Raw genomic sequence first — 17,052 nt, 5'->3', positions numbered from 1 at the left:
TTTACCAGTAATAGCAACAAAAAAGAACTAGCAAGCGCTAGTTCTTTTTTTATTTTAGCTAATTGATTTAAATGGGTGACGCCATGATTGCGGTGCGAAAATGAAGTAATACATTGTAATGATAAGGGCTAACCAAATTATTAACAAAATCAGGCCTGAAAACATATCCGTACTACTAGTGCCAAAATTCCCATTAGTGTAGAATACAAATCCGGTATAGAACACAATTAGTAACCATAATGGCCAACGTAACTTGGCAAACATCACAAATTTATCATTACGTTCTAATGATAATTTACTGAAGGCCTTAATCGCTAAGGCTGCTAAAATAATCGCAATGACTAAGCCAACACACCCACCAGGAATGGTATTACCTAACCAATTAAACACTTTTTCTGGTGCTTTAGCACTCTGGTCTGGATCATATTGAAGCGAACGTAATGTTAAGGCGTTAATCAATGATGGAATTGATAGGAAAAATAAGCTACTCATGATAGCACTCCCAAATTTCTTACCAATTAATACACTGGTTAAGCTCAAAAACATCAAGCCGGCTCCTAACCAAGTCAACGAAGTAAATAATTCCACAAAACTAAGTCCTTGCTGATTAATATTGTAATACTTCGCTGGCACGGTGACATAGGTAATTAAATAATAAATTCCTTCACCAACAAGCATTGCTAGCATTGGTAACCCAATCAATAATTTAATTTTAGTCAACATTACTTTGGCACGACTAAACCGTGAACTTGCTAAAAACAAATTAAAATTCTGAGCAGTATCATCAGCTAAAAGTAACGTAATTACTAACATCGTCACAAAACTGACAAACACAAACGTTGCTGATTGGCCATATGAATTATCACGAATTCGATTAGGGGCTGAAAAACTATGTGGCACGCCATCTTCGAGCCAAAAATTGCTTCCACGTTCAACATATTTATCAACAGCGATGTTGTGTTTACTTTGCTTAGCCGTTTCATAACTTTTAAGCATTTCAGGGTAAGAACTTTTAAATTCTTGTGAATGCATATACGTATTGGCTTGTTGCCATGAATTAAGTTGGCTGACTGTTAAAAAAACAAAACTACCCAAAATAATTGCCATTAATACTGCCAGCGCTTTGCGATAACGCCGCCATAGTAATTTATTAATTGTCATATTAACTCCTATTTTTCTAAGATATAATCATTTTCATTAACTAATTGTGTCCGGAACAAGTCCTCTAATGATAATGGTAATTCTTCATATAATAGTGGTGCTAAATTGGCAATTTTTTCATCTAATTGCCGTGTATAATTTTCAAAAATCATTACATATACTCGTCCACGAGCTTCAACTAACGTCCCAGCTTGCTTAATTTCATCAGGTAGACCGTCTTTAAAGACTAATTGAATTTTGCGCGCAGTTTCCCGAAGATTTTCTAAGCTATACTCCCCCACTACTTTAGTGTCTTTAAGAATAATGGCCCGATCAACTAACGTATCAAGTTCAGCCAAGTTGTGTGATGAAATGATTAAGCTAATTTCCTTACTTTGAACCGCATTAATCAGTAATCGTTTAACGTTTTCCCGAACTAACACATCAAGGCCGTCAAATGGTTCGTCTAAAATAACAAATTGGGCTTGGGTTGCTAATGCTAGTAACACATTAAAGAGCCCTTGCATCCCTTTAGAAAAGTACTTAACTTTTTGATTCAATGGTAAATTATGGTCCGTAATTTCCGTCAAGAATTGATCAACATCCATCTTCGGATAAGTAATGGCATACATCTTGGCAATTTCCATTGGCGTATAATGAATATAAAAATTATTTAACGGATCAACAAAGAATAATTCTTGTTTTAAAGCGATGTCTTCCGTTAAATCCTGATTGTCAATCAATACACGGCCATTATCAGTTAGATAAATGCCCGTCATTGCCTTAAATAACGTAGTTTTCCCAACTCCATTACGGCCAATCACCCCAACAATTTCACCATGATTCACTGTGAAAGAAACATCTTCAATGATTGTCCGATGGTTAATTACTTTCTTTAATTCATTTACGATTAGCTTCATGCGTCCCTCCATACCATTCATTCATTAAATCGGCAATCTCTTGCCGGGATAAACCGATGTACATACCTTCAGTTAATAAATCATTTAATTGGCGTTTAAATTGATTCATTTGTTGGCGATCTGGTCCGAAGTCACTCGAATCTTCGGCCACAAATGTTCCTCGACCAAGGACTGTGTCAATCACTCCTTGTCCTTCTAACGCTTTATACGCTTTCGCAACTGTATTGGGATTCACTAGTTGCTGTTGAGCCATTTCACGCACTGATGGTAATTTATCACCAGGTTGCAAGATGCCTAACAAGATATCTTGTTTAATCCCAAACATTAGTTGTTCATAAAGTGGTCGCCCACTGGTTGGGTTGATATTCATGTTAGCCCCACCTTTCTATAATTTATGCATATTATATGTACTACTATACATAGTACATTGCGATTTGTAAACAATTTTGTTTATTGAATTTATTTTATTTTAATTACTGATTTTTAACATTTAACAATTTTCTTATTCTAAGATTGTTTTTGATAACGCTTTCATCTACAATTAAAGCATCTTTAAACCTTTGGAGGATTTAGTATGGATGCTCGTTGGAATAACCCATTATATGTAACTACCGCAATTAATGATGAAGGCCTTGAAGGGCACGCATATGTCCCAGGTGGCATTGAGGTCCAAATCAGTAGCCCCATGAATAATCACCCTGGGACTAACCCGGAACAATTGTTAGGGATGTCTTTGGCAACGTGTTTGAAAGCAACCTTACAAGCCGTTGAAAATGAACATAATGTACCCCAAAGCGCACAAGTCCATGTTAACGTCGCCTTCGTTGGGGAACGAGCGGTATTTGAATTTTTAGTACATGTCCAAATTCGGATCCCTGGCGTGGACTTTGAAACAGCTCAAGCCTTTGTACATGAAGCTGAAGGCCGCTGCCCAGTTTCAAAATTACTTAGTGCTAACAGTACTTACACCGTTGAAACAGTTGAAGAATTCCACGAAATTTAGACAGTGTACTTTAAAATAATTAACTATATAGAACACACTAAAACAGGCTGAAGCATACATCTTCAGCCTGTTTTTATTATTTTTTGCCTTACAAAGCGAAATCAAATAGCCAAAAATAAGTTATTGATTATCTCGATTAAACAAAGCCCCCGCCGGCATTATCTAAATCAATTGGCGCGGTCCGGGTCACAATTAATTCTTGGTTAATAAAGGTCTTAATACCTTCTTCACCAAGTTCTCGACCGTAACCAGAATTCTTAACGCCACCAAAAATTAATTCTGGTAATGTCCCGCCATATGAGTTCACATAGACGGTCCCGGTTTCAATTTGACTAGCAACTTCGGTTCCATGCTTTGCATCGCCACTAAAGACAATTCCACTTAAACCGTAGTGCGAGTCATTAGCCAATTTAATGGCCGCTGCTTCATCTGGCACTTCATAAACTTGACCAACTGGACCAAAGAATTCGGTATCATACATTGGATTATCAGGCGTCACATTCGTTAAGATAATTGGATCAAAATGAGCCGTTTCTAAATCGGTATCAATGGTCCCAAACGCTAATTTAGCCCCACCATCAAGTGCTTTTTGAACTTGGTCAACCAATAATTGTTTGGCTTTAACCGTGCTTAATGGTGCTAATTGCGTCGTTGGATTAAGCGGATCGCCAACATGGACATCCGTAAATTTTTGAATTAATAAATCAAGTACTTTTTGGTAGTTTTTCGTCGTGACAATAAACCGTTTTGACGATGTGCAAACTTGACCAGCGTTGTAAAGGCGTGCTTGCCCAATGATTTTATCCAATTCGTTGAAATTAGCATCATCTAAAATAATAAAGGCATCGTTACCACCTAGTTCAAGTGAACTCTTTTTGAGATTAGCACCGGCTTCTTTGGCTAAAATGCGACCACCGGCTTCAGAACCCGTAAAGGCGAGTCCTTGAACCCGATTGTCGGCTAAAATATCGGCAATTTGATCATGCGTTACGAAGAGGTTTTTGAAAGCTCCTTTTGGGGCACCAATTGCTTCAACAACCTTTTCAAAAGCATCCGCTGAACCTGGTGTATTGGCAGCGTGCTTTAAAATCACGGGATTACCGGCCATAAAGTTAGGGGCGAAAACCCGAATAATTTGATAGTAAGGGAAATTCCATGGTTCGACCGCTAAAATAACCCCTAATGGTCGGGAAATAATTTGAGCATCCCCCATGACGGTCTCAACTGGTTCTGGTTCTAAAATACGTTCCGCGTTATCTGCATAGTACCGGGCAATCATGGCAGTTAATGCAACTTCACCTTTTGCTTCGACAATTCGTTTACCCATTTCTTTAGTTAATACTTCAGCTAATTCTTGTTCATGTGCTTCAAAGTAATCCGCCAACTTCGTTAAAAGTTCACGCCGAGAACTGACATCATCATTACGCCAATCTTTGTATAAGGCGTGTGCTTGCGCAATTGCGGTTTCTACGTCAGCATCGGTTGCATTTTCATAGGTATGCAATAGTTCATTGTTGTAAGGATTAATTGATTTATAAGTCATTAAAAAACCTTCTTTCCTGCATGCATTAAAGTTACCTATCAACACCGTCATTATACCGCTTTTAAAATCTGACTAATACTAACTTGCTTACTTTTAATCATCATTATTATCTGCATAATTTTACCCTTTAGAAAAAACAAAAAACCATGAAAAAATAATTTCACAGCCTTTTATTTATGGACAGATATTTTAGATGGAAAATCATGAAGATATGGAATTACTCCATGCATTTATAATACGCCTATTATAAACAAATTACAATATTCACAATAAAAAAAACATAAAAAAGTTTTAGTATAGGCTTTTAATGATAAACAATAAAATAAACAACTAATCTTTGCTCACTTTTACACTAAAACAACGATAAAAAATAGAGTATCGATCTTAAACCAATACTCTACCTAGACGTTACATTATTTATCTTCAGATTCGTCGTGTTCCGCTTTCTTTTCACGTAAATCGTCAACAGTGTCGTTAAATTTTTCAGCTACTGCTTCAGATACGTCTGAAAGCTTTTCAGCTGCTTTATCTTTAGCATCAACCAAAGCTTCCTTAGCTTTACCAAACAAACCTTCAGTTTTACCTTCTGCTTCCAGCTTTTGGTTATCAGTTAATTCACCAGCAACTTCTTTTACTTTACCAGTAACTTGATCTTTCGTGTTTTTTAAGTTTTCTTCAAATGACATTTTACTAGTCCCCCTTTTAATGTGTAAGACCATTATATAAGAGGTTATTTAGATAAACAAATCATCAGCTCATACGTATAGCATTATTTGTTTTAAAATCAATCTCAAATATGTCATAAGCTTGAATTTCAGTAAACATAAAACTATGACAAAACATCTCATCAGGGTTTTATGTTATTTATTGTTTTAAATTTTAGAGATCACCGGTTAAAAATTGAGCTTGCCCGTTAGCAAAACTCCAATCAGCATCCGTATTTTCAACCATATTAATCATAATATCAGTCGGTCCAACCCCTAATTGCTCACCAACAGCAGTTACAAATTCACGATAGAATGTTTGTTTTTCAGCTGTGGTCCGTGGACGGGTTGTAATTGACAAAACAATCACTTCATCTGTTCGTTTAAAGCCCAAACCAGTATCTTCAATTAACATTTCATCGTTTTGGTGTAAATCAATTAGTTGATAGCGATCACCAGTTGGTGCACTAAAGGCTGCTAAAGTTACAGCATATGCAATATCAAGCAATTGCTTACGGCGTGCAGCATCGGCCCAAGCGTGTGCATTTAAATCAAATCTTAAAAGTGGCATATCAATATCCTCGTTTCTAATGGTAGCTTTATCGTAACATCAAAGCTTACTTATTATAAGTATTACCGTAATTCCTTTACCCTTTATTTAGTGTTGGTAAAATTTGTTGATACGGAATTACTTGAATGTCCGCGTAAATATATGGCGTTAAATCAGTAAAATTATCCGCCGTACTCGTGCCTGACAACACTGCGACACCCGCTCTAGCAAGGTTACCAAGTTCGATATCCATCCGTGAATCGCCGACCACAATTACATCCGTTAATGCTAATTGACATTGCTCACAAAAAGCCATTAACGCAGCGGGATTGGGTTTAGTTGGATATTCATCAGCCGTTGCAATAAAATCAAACAAGTCCTTTACTTGTGCATATTTTAACGTTGCCATCGTCGAATTAATTTCATCCGAAGTCGCAATTCCTAAAACATATCCTTGTGCTTTGAGCCGCTGTAATAAGCCAATTAAGTCCCCCACCGGCTTAACATTATCTAAATGGGCCACCAAAAATTCATAGAAAAAATCTTTCACAAATTGTTCCGCTTGGCCGGTCGTTGTAAACACTTGATGATCAACTAAAATCGTGGCCACATCCGCTGGAGTACCCGATGTTAACGCCGAATCACTGACTAACTCACCATCAACCATGCCTAAAGCCTCAACAACGCCAATCTTTTGATCAGTACGAACCGTAATAGCAGCTAAAAATTCAATTGTTGCTTGTAACCAGATGGGGCCAAATTCAAATAAGGTCCCATCTTTATCAAAAAGAATTCCTTTTCTCACCTACCTACCTCCTTTAGGCTATTTCAATTAATTTTATCATTATCATAGTCGATAATTAACTAAAAAAGGTGTCTCATAACTTTTTTCGCGTACTAAATTACTGCTAAAATGCGTTCCACACAATATATTCGAAATACGACAAAATCCCTGGTGAAGAAAATTCTTCACCAAGGATTTTTAGCGTATTTCTTAATATCGCCCGACTTCCGTCACAGCTCTTTTAATTTATTTCAATAAAGTTGCATATGGAATCACTTGGACATCTGCATAAATCATTGCTGTTAAATCAGCAAGTTCCGCTTTCGTACCAACACCTGACAATACGGCAACCCCACCCTTGGCAACATTTCCAAGTTCAAGGTCCATTCGTGAATCGCCAACCATAATGACATCATCTAATGCTAAGTTAAATTGTTGGCAAAATGCAAGGAGTGGTGCTGGATCGGGTTTACGAGGATATCGATCCCCACTGGCAATAAAATCAACTAAATCGGTAATGCCCGCATGTTGCAAGCTAATCACGGTTGCTTCATAGTCATCGGAAGTTACAATACCAACTTTAATGTCATCGGCATGTAAATTCTCCATTAATTGTCGTAAATCACCAATCGGCTTTAATTGGTCTAAGTGAGCCTTTAAAAATTCTAAGAAAAATGTCCGAACGAAACTTTCCGCCGCGCTTGGTTGTGTGTAAACACCATTGTCAGCTAACACATCTGCAATATCTTTAATTGTCCCAGATGATAACGCTGAATCCGGCATAACAACACCGTTTTTGACCCCTAATGCTTGAGCTAATTTCTGTGGGTGCTTGGCATCAACCACGACTTGCTCCACAAATTCAGCAATTGCGTTGGTCCACATTGAATCAAATTCAAATAATGTCCCGTCTTTATCAAATAATACCCCTTTAGTCATGCACTAAAACCTCTTGATACGTAGTAATTGTGGGGGTGCGTTCACCCCAGAAAACTGGGGTGAACGTCGCTTGTTGCACCCCATTTTGATCTTTAACATCCGCACGTAACCAGTGGTACTCGGTTAAATCAATTTCAGGCGTAATGGTGTATGTTGACGTAAGTGCCGTTGTTGAAGCCACAACTGCTCCGTCCAACACCCATTCGGTTACATAACCAGCTGGCGTGGTGTTGGGTAATTGTAATGTAAACGACCGGACGGCAGCGGATACTTGTTGACCAGGTAATAGATCCGCTTGATTAACACTTGTCAGCATAATTTCACCAAACCGACTCACTTTAGTATGTTTGGCCTTAATCCCCGCTAAGACATTATCGCGCGTTAAACTCTCGACCATCACATACGTTGCTGGGTCACCAATTAATGACGGCATATTAGCGTCAGGATATTTATCATCTGGTAGCAAGTGACTGTCAGAACCACCAATCCCGGTGATTTGCCAACCGTGATTCCATAAAGCACTCCATAAATCAAAAGCTTTAACAGTCGCGGAATCATTATCACTATATGTCGGATCGTTAATTAATTCCATTGAAGTAACATAAGCCAATGGCACATCTAACGTCCAGTCCCAAGGGTCAAGAAAGGGATGGTTAATTGACATCAACCCATTGTCACGATTAGCTTCAATAACTTGCATTAAAGCAGTTTCGTTCACAAAGCCTGGCATCCCTGTAGCATCAAGCAATGGCCGTTCAAGCCCTAAAAAGTTAGTGTGACCAAATGGTGTGGTTAATTCACAGCCTCCAAAAATTGCCACTTCATCTTGACGTGGCCATAAAGCAGTTACCACATTATGTTCTGTAGCCACAAAGAAATCTAAGCCTTGCTCTTTAGCACTTTCAATATTAGCTTGGCGCGTCATCATTCCATCGCTGTAAATTGTATGGGTATGAAAATCACCTTTAACCCACCCTGATTTGCTTGGTTGACTAGCTAATTCGCGCACCACATCTTGTTGGCTTTCAGCATCAATTACCGGGGTTGTCAAATGATCAATACGGTTAATTTTCAACTCTTCACTTGCAGTTTCAATTTGTGAACCAAAAAATTTAATCTCCCAATGCCCCACTAGTGATAATGATGGAAAAACAGTCGCACTTGAAGTCGCGACTGTTTTTCCGATTAACACTTGGCGGGCATCTTGTTTATGGGTGATTAGGATTTGACCAACTTGTTGTCCCTCGTAAATCACAAATAAGTGATACCAAGGTTTAATACTCGTTGTCAAATTAAGTTCGATTTGTGCTAAATCTTCGTTAACATCAAATTCATAGCTACCAAACGGATTGGCTGCTGTTACTTGATATTTAATCTCTTCCATAGTCATATGCCATCCAAATTATTATTTACTTGCGAGTGCTTGATCTAAAGCTTGTTGTGCAACTTTAGCTGCTTCATCCAAGGCTTTTTTAGCTGGGATGTTTTGAATTTCAACTTCATCAGCTGCTTTTTGTAGTGCTGCCAAAATCTTACCACCAGTTGGATCGATAAATTCAGGTGAAGCATTTTGGGCTTGTTCAAAGGCTACGTTAGCGTATGGGTTGGCAGTTACAAACTTCTTGTAGGCTGCATCATCAGAAACTGACTTACGTACTGGCACGTAACCAATCTTTTCAGACCAAGTTGCTTGACGTTCTTTGTTTGTAAAGTATTCAATCCACTTGAAAGCCGCTTTAGCTTGGGCATCAGTTACTGACTTAGGAATAGCCATATTCAATGCTTGGGCTTGTGGTTTAGCAGGATTGTTGTTAAAACCAGGTTGTGGTAAGGCATTGATAAATGAGAAATCCAAGTTAGCACGGTCACCAGATGAACCAGTGTATGAACCAGCTTGATTGTGCATCACTGTATCAATTGTCTTGTACCAGTAAGTCCAACCTTGACCACCTGAAATCGTACTCATGTTCTTAGTTTCAAAGAGTTGTTGACGAGCAAATTCCCAAGCTTGAATCCACGCTTTTGAGTTAATATCAACTTTTTTGCCGCCATCTTTTAAGAATTGACCACCATTACTTAAAGCCATATCAGTAAGGTTGTCTGGGCCCCACATGATCATGTGACCATTAGGTACGCCCGCTTTTTCCTTCATTTGCTTACTTGCAGCAGCCAAGTTTTGCCAAGTTGAGTAAGCTGTCTTAGGATCAACACCAGCCTTCTTCAAAACTTTTTCGTTGTAGTATTCAATTTGCGTTGTACCGTATGCTGGTACCGCATATGTGTCACCATTAATTTGGTCATCTTTGGTAAATACAGGTAAGAAGTCTGATTTGTTAAAACTTGTTTCATTAACCATTGGGGTCAAATCACGCAATACACCTTTAGGACCACCAAACGCTTGAATCGTGTTTGATTGGGCTAAGAATACAGCTGGTGCAGTGTGGGCTGCCAAACCTGCTTGAACTTTTTGCCAAGTAGTTGGGTAATCGGCTTGTTGCACCCCTTTAACTACCACTTGATTTTGTGACTTATTAAAGTCAGTGATCATTTCTTGCATTTGCTTACCAGCACCAGAACCTAATCCATACCAGAATTCGATTTGGACTTTCTTACCACTATCGGCGCTGTTTGATGAACCATTTGAACAACCAGCCATGATTGTTAATGCTGAAGCTGCAGTAGCCGCAAGGGCAAGGTATTTTAAGCTCTTTTTACTAAAACGCATATTGATAATTCTCCTATTATCCTTTAATACTTGATGTTTTTGATGACTGCACGAAATACTTTTGTAAAATGACATAGACAATTATTAGTGGAACCACCGCAATTGTCGTTCCAGCCATAATGATTGGGAATGTTTGATCAAACGCTCCTTGTGTATTTGAAAATGAATTCAACCCAACTGAAATAACTTGTTTCTTAGTGTCATTCAAGAGGAGTGATGGCCATAAGTAACCGTTGAAATTAGTAATAAAGCCAATCAAAGTTGCGTTTAAAACGGCATTCTTGTTCATAGGTACGACAATTTGCCAAAGAATGGTCCACTCACTTGCTCCATCTGAACGAGCCGCTTCAATAATTCCCTTTGGTACTGACATAAAACTTTGCCGTAGTAAGAAAATTACGAATACATTGGCCAGGTTGGATATAACTAACCCAATCAATGAGTTAATTAAGTGCATTTTCCCTAAAATTACATAACTAGGAATGTAAGTCGTTGCTGATGGTAACATGTATGTTGCTAAAATAATGGCGAACAAAACATTACGGCCCATAAATTTAAATTGGGTTAACGCATAGGCAATTAAACTTGAAAAGAACAATTGCATAAAGACAATCACCACCGTCGTCCATGCACTATTCCATAACCATTGCATAAACGGAGCAGCTTTTAAGGCATTCGTGAAGTTATCAAAGTGAAAACTTCGGGGAATAAGTTGTAATGGTTGATTTAAAATTTCATTAGCTGATTTAACTGAACTAACTAACATCCAAATCATAGGATAAACCATCAAAAGACCGATGATTAGTAAAATAATAAATAAGGCCCAGCCTTGTATTTTTTGTACTTTTTTCATCTCAAACCTCCATGCCTAATAGTAAGTGTGCTTACGTGACATGCGAATTGAAATGTAAGCTAAAATTGCTGAAATTACTAAGATCACAATTGATAATGCGGTTGCACTACCCATTTGGAATTGTTTAAATCCTAATTGGTAATACAAGTAAAGTAAGGTTGTCGTGGAACCCGCGGGGCCCCCTTGCGTCAAGACCGTAATTTGGTCATACGCTTGAAGACATTCTAAGATCATGACAATCACCAAAAATAATGTCGTTGGTGAGACCAGTGGAATCAAGACGTACCAAATTTTTTGCCACCAAGACAATCCTTCCATGTCAGAAACTTCAAACAAGCTTGATGGAATTTTTGCTAAGGCATCTGAGAAGAACAACGCGGCCCAACCAGCATTTTTCCAGATAGTAACAATAATAATTGTCCACATGGCCGCCGTCGGATTGGTTAACCATTGAGGTTCTGGTAAATGTAAGATATGCAAGATTTGATTAATTGGACCAACTTTACTATTAAAAATCCAACCCCAAACAATTGACATCCCGATTAGTGGTGTCACCCAAGGGGCAAATAATAATGCCTGAATGAATTTATAGCTTCGTTTTAATTTGTTTAAACCAACTGCTAATAAAAAACCAAACACAATAATTGGTACAACACTAAAGAACGTGAAGTAGGCGGTATGAGCAAATGCTTGTTGGAAATCTTGACTCGCAAATAACTGCGTGTAGTTTTTAATCCCAACGTAGTCAAAAGTTGGACTAATGTAGTTCCAATCCGTAAAGCTTAACCAAAGGGACACAATCAATGGAATAATCCAAAAGACAACCAGCGGGATTAATGGAATCACAACGAATAAAAGCAGTTGTCTTTTGCTAGCCTTCATTTCCATAAGTTAGCCTCCACACGATTAGTTGACACTTGGTCAAAGAAGCTAACTTGTTGAGCGGTGAAACCAACCCCTATTTCTTGATCAACTTGATAATCATTATTAGAGCCGTCACGAAGCGTAAACTTAGTTCCGTTAACAAGACCGTGAACATAACGATCAGCACCCATATCTTCGATGTAAGTTACCTTCATCTTCAATGGCGCTGCATTATCAACAAAGGCATCTTCTGGTCGAATCCCAAATACTAATGGTTGATTACCAAGATCATCTTTAAGACTAAGCTCGGCATTTTCCAAATAGTATTTACCATCATGGTTCTTTAAGGGAATTAAGTTCATTGGTGGAATCCCAATAAAACTAGCAACGAACATGTTTTGTGGCCGTTGGTAAACTTCTTTTGGGGTACCAATTTGTTGGATATCACCATGATTTAAAATAACAATCCGGTCAGCCATTGTCATGGCTTCCGTTTGATCATGCGTTACATAAATCGTTGTGGCGGCCATTTGCTTGTGTAAAGTTACAATTTCTTCACGCATAACAGCGCGTAACTTAGCATCCAAGTTGGATAATGGTTCATCCATTAAGTAAATTTCTGATTCACGGACAATCGCTCGTCCAAGGGCGACCCGTTGTTGTTGCCCCCCAGATAAGTTACCAGGAAATTTATCTAAGTAATCGGTTAAATTCAAAATTTTGGCAGCGTCGGTAACTTTTTGCTTGATAATTTGTTTATCAATCCCGCGCATTTTTAAACCAAAGCCCATGTTCTTTTCAACTGACATATGTGGGTAAAGTGCATAGTTTTGGAAAACCATCGCAATGTTACGTTCTTTAGGTGGTAAGTCATTTTGCAATTCACCATTAATCAAAAGTTCACCCGCTGAGATTTTTTCTAAGCCGGCAATCATCCGAAGTAATGTAGATTTACCACAACCTGAAGGTCCAAGAAAAACAGTAAAGTCACCTTTTTTGATATTTAAATCAAAATCCTCGATCACTTTTTCTTTGTTTTCATATTGCTTATTAATGCGCTTTAATTCAATTAAATCCATGTAAAAGGTTCCTTCCTTTGCTAACTGAAAATAATCTTAACATGCGTTTTTTTAAGACTTGTAAATCAAATGTATTATTTAAGTTATTAATTATTTATGAACAAATCCTTACAAATCAACATTTATCCAGATTTCAAGTAAATAATTTGTAATTTTCCTTGGTTTATACTTAAAAAAGAATACGTATAGCTATGAATATTTACTTTTTATTTACACTACATCAGCCTTTACTTATAAATTACAAGCATATCCAAGGCCTTTATTTATGATTTCCAACAAAAAAGTACCTAGAATTAAAAATTCTAGATACTTTTATCTCAATTTAATTATTAAATGCTTGGTCAATATCTGCAATTAAATCCGTACTATCTTCTAATCCGACCGCAATTCGTACTAGTTGTGGCGTAATGCCTAACCGTAACCGTTCTTCAACCGGTAATTCAGCATGCGACATATTGTAAGGTGTCTCAACTAAGCTTTCGACTGATCCCAAACTCACGGCTAACTTAAAAATTTTAAGTTTTTCAATCGCCGCGGTTACATCAACGTGATCGACAAAGGTAACTGTTACAACCCCACCACCATCACGTAATTCATCACGTGCAATGGCATCACTCGCATCGTTTTGAATACCAGGATAGTGCACTTTAGCCACAATACTTTGCTTACTAAAGTATTCAACTAACTTATGCGTATTTTCTAAATGACGATCCATCCGGACAGCTAAAGTTTGAATACCTCGCCGTAATAAATTTGAGTTTTCTGGTGATAAAATACCCCCAATTGCATTTTGAATAAAATAAACTTTATCAGCCAGCGCTGCACTATCAACCACAACTAAGCCCGCAGTATTGTCAGAGTGCCCGTTTAAGTATTTAGTGGCTGAATGAATGACAATATTAGCCCCAAGTTTTAGTGGTTGTTGTAAATATGGCGTTAAGAACGTGTTATCAACAATGGTCAGTACATTGTATTGACTTACTAGCGCAGAAATTTGCTTAACACTGGCCACTCGTAACAATGGATTATCCACGACTTCAAAATAAATTGCTTTGGTATTAGGTTTAATGGCTGCTTCAATCTCAGCTAAATCTTGAATATTGACTTCGGTAAATTCAATTTCCAGTTCTTTTAAATATTCATTTACTAACCGAAACGTTCCCCCATAAATTGAATTAGAAATAATGATGTGATCGCCTGGTCGAAAGGTCGCAAATACTGAATGAATAGCGGCCATTCCTGATGAAAGGGCAAAACCACGATAACCACCTTCTAGTTCCGCGATTTGTTTTTCAACAAATTCGCGCGTTGGATTACCTGAACGTGCATAATCCCATCGTGGTAATTCATTGGGTTTACCATATTGGTAAGTTGTTGCTGAGTACACCGGTACAACCACTGCCCCGGTATTATTGTCGTTAATATCAATTCCATGGACTAATTTTGTATTAAAGCCTGTCATATTATATTTCCACCTTTTGGTTTAGTTGGCTTTGGTAATATCACTACCAAAGTATTTTTCTGATAATTTTGTAAGCGTCCCATCTTGGCGTAGCTCTTTGATGGCTGCACTAACCTTTGCCAATAGCTTTGGTGATTGTTTATTCAACATTGGTTGCACGGCTGTTGGTGCTAATGTTTTTGATAAATCAACATATTTTAAATCACTTGTCGGATTGCTCTTGGCATATGCTAAGAATGCTTCGCGTGAATTAATCGTTGCTGCCACGCGATCTTGACGAATTAAGCCCAGTGCCGTTGGAAAATCACCGTTTGGCACCACCGTTGCCCCGTATTTAGTTGCAACATTGAAATTATCGGTTCCGGTTCCTTCTACTAACTTCTTACCTTTAATAGACGCTAACGTCTTTAACCCCTTTTCATCACTGCGACTAATTAAGACATACCGTGAGTAAATGTATGGATCGGCAAACGCATAAACTTTAGCACGTTGCGGCGTCTTATTGATATTATTTAAAATCACGTCATACCGACCACTCCCTAATCCCGCAATTAAACTATCCCATTTGGTTGGGACAAAGACTGGTTTGACCCCAATTTTTTTAGCAATGTCTTGGCCTAATTCAACTTCAAAACCAGTTAATTTACCGTTATCGCGATATGAGTATGGTGCAAAGGTGCCTTCTAACCCAATTGTTAGTGAACCCCTCTTTACCAATTCACTTTTATAATTGGTATCTTTCCCAGTTGCATTCTTACCGCCATTAGCACAACCTGCTAACAAAACTCCTGCTAAAATGACGACCGTCCCTAAAACTTGTTTTTTAAATTTCATTATTTTTCTCCTCTTTATCATTAAATATCCGTAAAGGTCATCGCCGAGATAAAATCATTGATTCGTTGGTTATCTGAATGAAAGAATGTCTCTTTCGAACCATCAAATAAAATTTCCCCATTTTCCACAAAAATAATTTTATCGGCAATTTTTTGGGCAAATGCCATATTATGCGTCACAATAATCATTGAGCGTTTTTCTTTTGCAATTTCAACTAACACTTTGAGCACTTCCAATTCAAGTTCCGGGTCCAAGGCACTCGTCGGTTCATCCAATAGAATGTATTTAGGATCCATTGCTAGTGATCGGGCAATTGCGACCCGTTGTGCCTGTCCACCAGATAATTGACTTGGAAACTTATTTTCATTACCTGCTAAGCCAACTTTTGCTAACAACTCATGGGCCTTTTCAGTGGCAGTCGCTTTATTTTGCTTCAGCACTTGGACGGGACCTTCAGTAATATTTTTCACGATCGTTAAATGAGGAAATAAATTGTAATTTTGAAAGACCATTTCCGTTTCACGCCGAATGCGAAAAATATCTTTATCTGCTACCGGTTTATTTAGATCCAATATGGTCCCATCAAAATCATATAAGCCACTTTCAGGTTGTTCTAAGAAATTCAATGAGCGTAAAAGCGTTGATTTGCCGGAACCAGATGGTCCTAAAATTACCGTTGTCGCATGTTCATTAAAGGTGACATTTATGTCTTTTAGTGCATGATGGTCACCAAATGTCTTGTTGATATTAGTTAGTTTTAACAAGTCCTTACTCCTTTAAGCAATCGTGTAACGCGAAGTTATTTTTTCAAGGTACCCTTGGATAAAGGTTAAAACAGTACAAAATACTGCATAGATTAACGCTACCAAGGAATACATCAATAATGGTTGAAAGTTAGCCGCAGCAATTTGTTGACTAACTTCAAATAATTCAATAATCGTAATCGAAGCCGCTAACGAAGTATCCTTAACTAAGCTGATAAAACTGTTAGCCAACGGTGGTACCGAAGTACGTAAGGCTTGCGGTAAGATAATCCGTTGTAACGCTTGCCGACGCGTCATCCCTAAGGTTGAAGCCGCTTCCCATTGACCTTTTGGAATCGCAATAATCGCTGCCCGAATCGTCTCTGAACAATAGGCACCTGTATTAAGCGAAAACGTTAAAATCCCGGCCGTAAATGGCACTAATTTGATACCATCCGGAGCAATGCCCGCAATCTTTAAATATGGTAATCCAAAATAGACAATGAATAGTTGGACTAACAACGGTGTCGTCCGAAAAATCCAAACATAGAATCTAAAAATAGCTTTGACAACTAGCATTACGCCGCGTTTATTTGAAATTCTAATTAATGCCGTTATTAACGCAATCACGATCCCTATAACAAACGAAATTACCGCGATGGGAATTGTATATTTAAAGGCGGCTCCTAATAATTGTGGTAAGTATTGTAAGACATTTTGCAAATTCTCTTCCTCCGTTAAAAAATGACAATAAAAAAACATTCGTCCTTAGCCAAGGACGAATGTTAATTCGTGGTACCACCTTAATTCACATTATTTTCTCAAACAATGCCTCTGCGCGTTAAATAAAGCTCACCAAAAAAAGGTCACCAAACTCAATTTCAACCCGAGCATCTTTAACGTGCGCAA

At 38.0% G+C, this 17,052-nt stretch carries 18 protein-coding genes and 1 other annotated feature (1 of these 19 cut by a window edge); of the genes, 1 reads left to right on the top strand and 17 read right to left on the bottom strand.

What is annotated here, in order from left to right; all coding sequences use genetic code 11:
* Positions 1-54 precede the first annotated feature (54 nt).
* Genes LQZ76_RS03770 through LQZ76_RS03760 form a run of 3 tightly spaced genes read right to left on the bottom strand, consistent with a single transcriptional unit; the run spans position 55 to position 2,430 of the window.
* A complete protein-coding gene (locus tag LQZ76_RS03770) occupies positions 55-1,161 on the bottom strand; it encodes a hypothetical protein (RefSeq protein ID WP_230098431.1) in 1,107 nt (368 codons plus the stop codon).
* Between the two features lie 8 nt (positions 1,162-1,169).
* Entirely contained in the window at positions 1,170-2,060 is an 891-nt protein-coding gene (locus LQZ76_RS03765) for an ATP-binding cassette domain-containing protein (protein ID WP_230098430.1), read from the bottom strand.
* The gene (locus tag LQZ76_RS03760) at positions 2,041-2,430 is read right to left on the bottom strand and encodes a GntR family transcriptional regulator (protein WP_230098429.1); all 390 of its coding nucleotides are present in this window, start codon (positions 2,428-2,430) and stop codon (positions 2,041-2,043) included. Before LQZ76_RS03760 ends, LQZ76_RS03765 begins: the two co-directional genes overlap by 20 nt.
* A 204-nt stretch (positions 2,431-2,634) precedes the next feature.
* Between LQZ76_RS03760 and LQZ76_RS03755 the strand changes: the two genes are divergently transcribed.
* Positions 2,635-3,063, top strand: coding sequence for an OsmC family protein (locus LQZ76_RS03755; RefSeq protein ID WP_230098428.1), 429 nt, complete (start codon positions 2,635-2,637; stop codon positions 3,061-3,063).
* A 136-nt stretch (positions 3,064-3,199) separates the two neighbouring features.
* Here LQZ76_RS03755 and LQZ76_RS03750 read toward each other — a convergent pair whose 3' ends face one another.
* From LQZ76_RS03750 to LQZ76_RS03685, 14 genes are all read right to left on the bottom strand, one after another.
* A complete protein-coding gene (locus LQZ76_RS03750; RefSeq protein WP_230098427.1) occupies positions 3,200-4,606 on the bottom strand; it encodes an NAD-dependent succinate-semialdehyde dehydrogenase in 1,407 nt (468 codons plus the stop codon).
* Positions 4,607-5,019: 413 nt separating this feature from the next.
* Entirely contained in the window at positions 5,020-5,292 is a 273-nt protein-coding gene (locus LQZ76_RS03745; protein WP_230098426.1) for a CsbD family protein, read from the bottom strand.
* A 193-nt stretch (positions 5,293-5,485) separates the two neighbouring features.
* The gene (locus LQZ76_RS03740; RefSeq protein WP_230098425.1) at positions 5,486-5,881 is read right to left on the bottom strand and encodes a tautomerase family protein; all 396 of its coding nucleotides are present in this window, start codon (positions 5,879-5,881) and stop codon (positions 5,486-5,488) included.
* Positions 5,882-5,957: 76 nt separating this feature from the next.
* Positions 5,958-6,665, bottom strand: coding sequence for an HAD family hydrolase (locus LQZ76_RS03735; protein ID WP_230098424.1), 708 nt, complete (start codon positions 6,663-6,665; stop codon positions 5,958-5,960).
* A gap of 225 nt (positions 6,666-6,890) precedes the next feature.
* Positions 6,891-7,583: an HAD family hydrolase gene (locus LQZ76_RS03730; RefSeq protein WP_230098423.1), complete on the bottom strand. Its 693-nt coding sequence runs from the start codon at positions 7,581-7,583 to the stop codon at positions 6,891-6,893.
* Positions 7,576-8,967: a CehA/McbA family metallohydrolase gene (locus LQZ76_RS03725; protein WP_230098422.1), complete on the bottom strand. Its 1,392-nt coding sequence runs from the start codon at positions 8,965-8,967 to the stop codon at positions 7,576-7,578. Before LQZ76_RS03725 ends, LQZ76_RS03730 begins: the two co-directional genes overlap by 8 nt.
* A gap of 21 nt (positions 8,968-8,988) precedes the next feature.
* Positions 8,989-10,308: an extracellular solute-binding protein gene (locus LQZ76_RS03720; RefSeq protein WP_230098421.1), complete on the bottom strand. Its 1,320-nt coding sequence runs from the start codon at positions 10,306-10,308 to the stop codon at positions 8,989-8,991.
* A gap of 16 nt (positions 10,309-10,324) precedes the next feature.
* Positions 10,325-11,161, bottom strand: a complete 837-nt coding sequence (locus LQZ76_RS03715) for a carbohydrate ABC transporter permease (protein WP_230098420.1) — start codon at positions 11,159-11,161, stop codon at positions 10,325-10,327.
* Between the two features lie 15 nt (positions 11,162-11,176).
* Positions 11,177-12,049, bottom strand: coding sequence for a carbohydrate ABC transporter permease (locus tag LQZ76_RS03710; RefSeq protein WP_230098419.1), 873 nt, complete (start codon positions 12,047-12,049; stop codon positions 11,177-11,179).
* Positions 12,040-13,104, bottom strand: coding sequence for an ABC transporter ATP-binding protein (locus tag LQZ76_RS03705; protein WP_230098418.1), 1,065 nt, complete (start codon positions 13,102-13,104; stop codon positions 12,040-12,042). The genes LQZ76_RS03710 and LQZ76_RS03705 overlap by 10 nt, the downstream gene beginning before the upstream one ends.
* 322 nt (positions 13,105-13,426) lie before the next feature.
* Positions 13,427-14,566, bottom strand: coding sequence for a trans-sulfuration enzyme family protein (locus tag LQZ76_RS03700; protein ID WP_230098417.1), 1,140 nt, complete (start codon positions 14,564-14,566; stop codon positions 13,427-13,429).
* A gap of 21 nt (positions 14,567-14,587) precedes the next feature.
* On the bottom strand, positions 14,588-15,403 hold the full coding sequence (locus LQZ76_RS03695) for a transporter substrate-binding domain-containing protein (protein ID WP_230098461.1): 816 nt from the start codon (positions 15,401-15,403) through the stop codon (positions 14,588-14,590).
* Between the two features lie 17 nt (positions 15,404-15,420).
* The gene (locus LQZ76_RS03690; protein WP_230098416.1) at positions 15,421-16,164 is read right to left on the bottom strand and encodes an amino acid ABC transporter ATP-binding protein; all 744 of its coding nucleotides are present in this window, start codon (positions 16,162-16,164) and stop codon (positions 15,421-15,423) included.
* A gap of 12 nt (positions 16,165-16,176) precedes the next feature.
* Positions 16,177-16,866 carry an amino acid ABC transporter permease gene (locus LQZ76_RS03685; RefSeq protein WP_230098415.1) on the bottom strand — a complete coding sequence of 230 codons (690 nt, stop codon included), beginning with the start codon at positions 16,864-16,866 and terminating at the stop codon, positions 16,177-16,179.
* 48 nt (positions 16,867-16,914) lie between these two features.
* Positions 16,915-17,052 (bottom strand) — a binding site (T-box leader); it runs 132 nt beyond the window's last position.

It is taken from the genome of Periweissella ghanensis, assembly GCF_918814755.1.
Taxonomy (GTDB): domain Bacteria; phylum Bacillota; class Bacilli; order Lactobacillales; family Lactobacillaceae; genus Periweissella; species Periweissella ghanensis.
The sequence above is the reverse complement of the archived record's forward strand: the minus strand, read 5'-3'. Positions and strand labels throughout refer to the sequence as shown.

What these genes read in the sequence shown, in the direction of transcription:
- LQZ76_RS03710 (WP_230098419.1), bottom strand. Translation starts at nt 12,049, where the DNA reads ATGGAAATGAAGGCTAGCAAAAGACAACTGCTTTTATTCGTTGTGATT.
- LQZ76_RS03755 (WP_230098428.1), top strand. Translation starts at nt 2,635, where the DNA reads ATGGATGCTCGTTGGAATAACCCATTATATGTAACTACCGCAATTAAT.
- LQZ76_RS03750 (WP_230098427.1), bottom strand. Translation starts at nt 4,606, where the DNA reads ATGACTTATAAATCAATTAATCCTTACAACAATGAACTATTGCATACC.
- LQZ76_RS03730 (WP_230098423.1), bottom strand. Translation starts at nt 7,583, where the DNA reads ATGACTAAAGGGGTATTATTTGATAAAGACGGGACATTATTTGAATTT.
- LQZ76_RS03765 (WP_230098430.1), bottom strand. Translation starts at nt 2,060, where the DNA reads ATGAAGCTAATCGTAAATGAATTAAAGAAAGTAATTAACCATCGGACA.
- LQZ76_RS03700 (WP_230098417.1), bottom strand. Translation starts at nt 14,566, where the DNA reads ATGACAGGCTTTAATACAAAATTAGTCCATGGAATTGATATTAACGAC.
- LQZ76_RS03740 (WP_230098425.1), bottom strand. Translation starts at nt 5,881, where the DNA reads ATGCCACTTTTAAGATTTGATTTAAATGCACACGCTTGGGCCGATGCT.
- LQZ76_RS03770 (WP_230098431.1), bottom strand. Translation starts at nt 1,161, where the DNA reads ATGACAATTAATAAATTACTATGGCGGCGTTATCGCAAAGCGCTGGCA.
- LQZ76_RS03720 (WP_230098421.1), bottom strand. Translation starts at nt 10,308, where the DNA reads ATGCGTTTTAGTAAAAAGAGCTTAAAATACCTTGCCCTTGCGGCTACT.
- LQZ76_RS03705 (WP_230098418.1), bottom strand. Translation starts at nt 13,104, where the DNA reads ATGGATTTAATTGAATTAAAGCGCATTAATAAGCAATATGAAAACAAA.
- LQZ76_RS03760 (WP_230098429.1), bottom strand. Translation starts at nt 2,430, where the DNA reads ATGAATATCAACCCAACCAGTGGGCGACCACTTTATGAACAACTAATG.
- LQZ76_RS03725 (WP_230098422.1), bottom strand. Translation starts at nt 8,967, where the DNA reads ATGGAAGAGATTAAATATCAAGTAACAGCAGCCAATCCGTTTGGTAGC.
- LQZ76_RS03745 (WP_230098426.1), bottom strand. Translation starts at nt 5,292, where the DNA reads ATGTCATTTGAAGAAAACTTAAAAAACACGAAAGATCAAGTTACTGGT.
- LQZ76_RS03715 (WP_230098420.1), bottom strand. Translation starts at nt 11,161, where the DNA reads ATGAAAAAAGTACAAAAAATACAAGGCTGGGCCTTATTTATTATTTTA.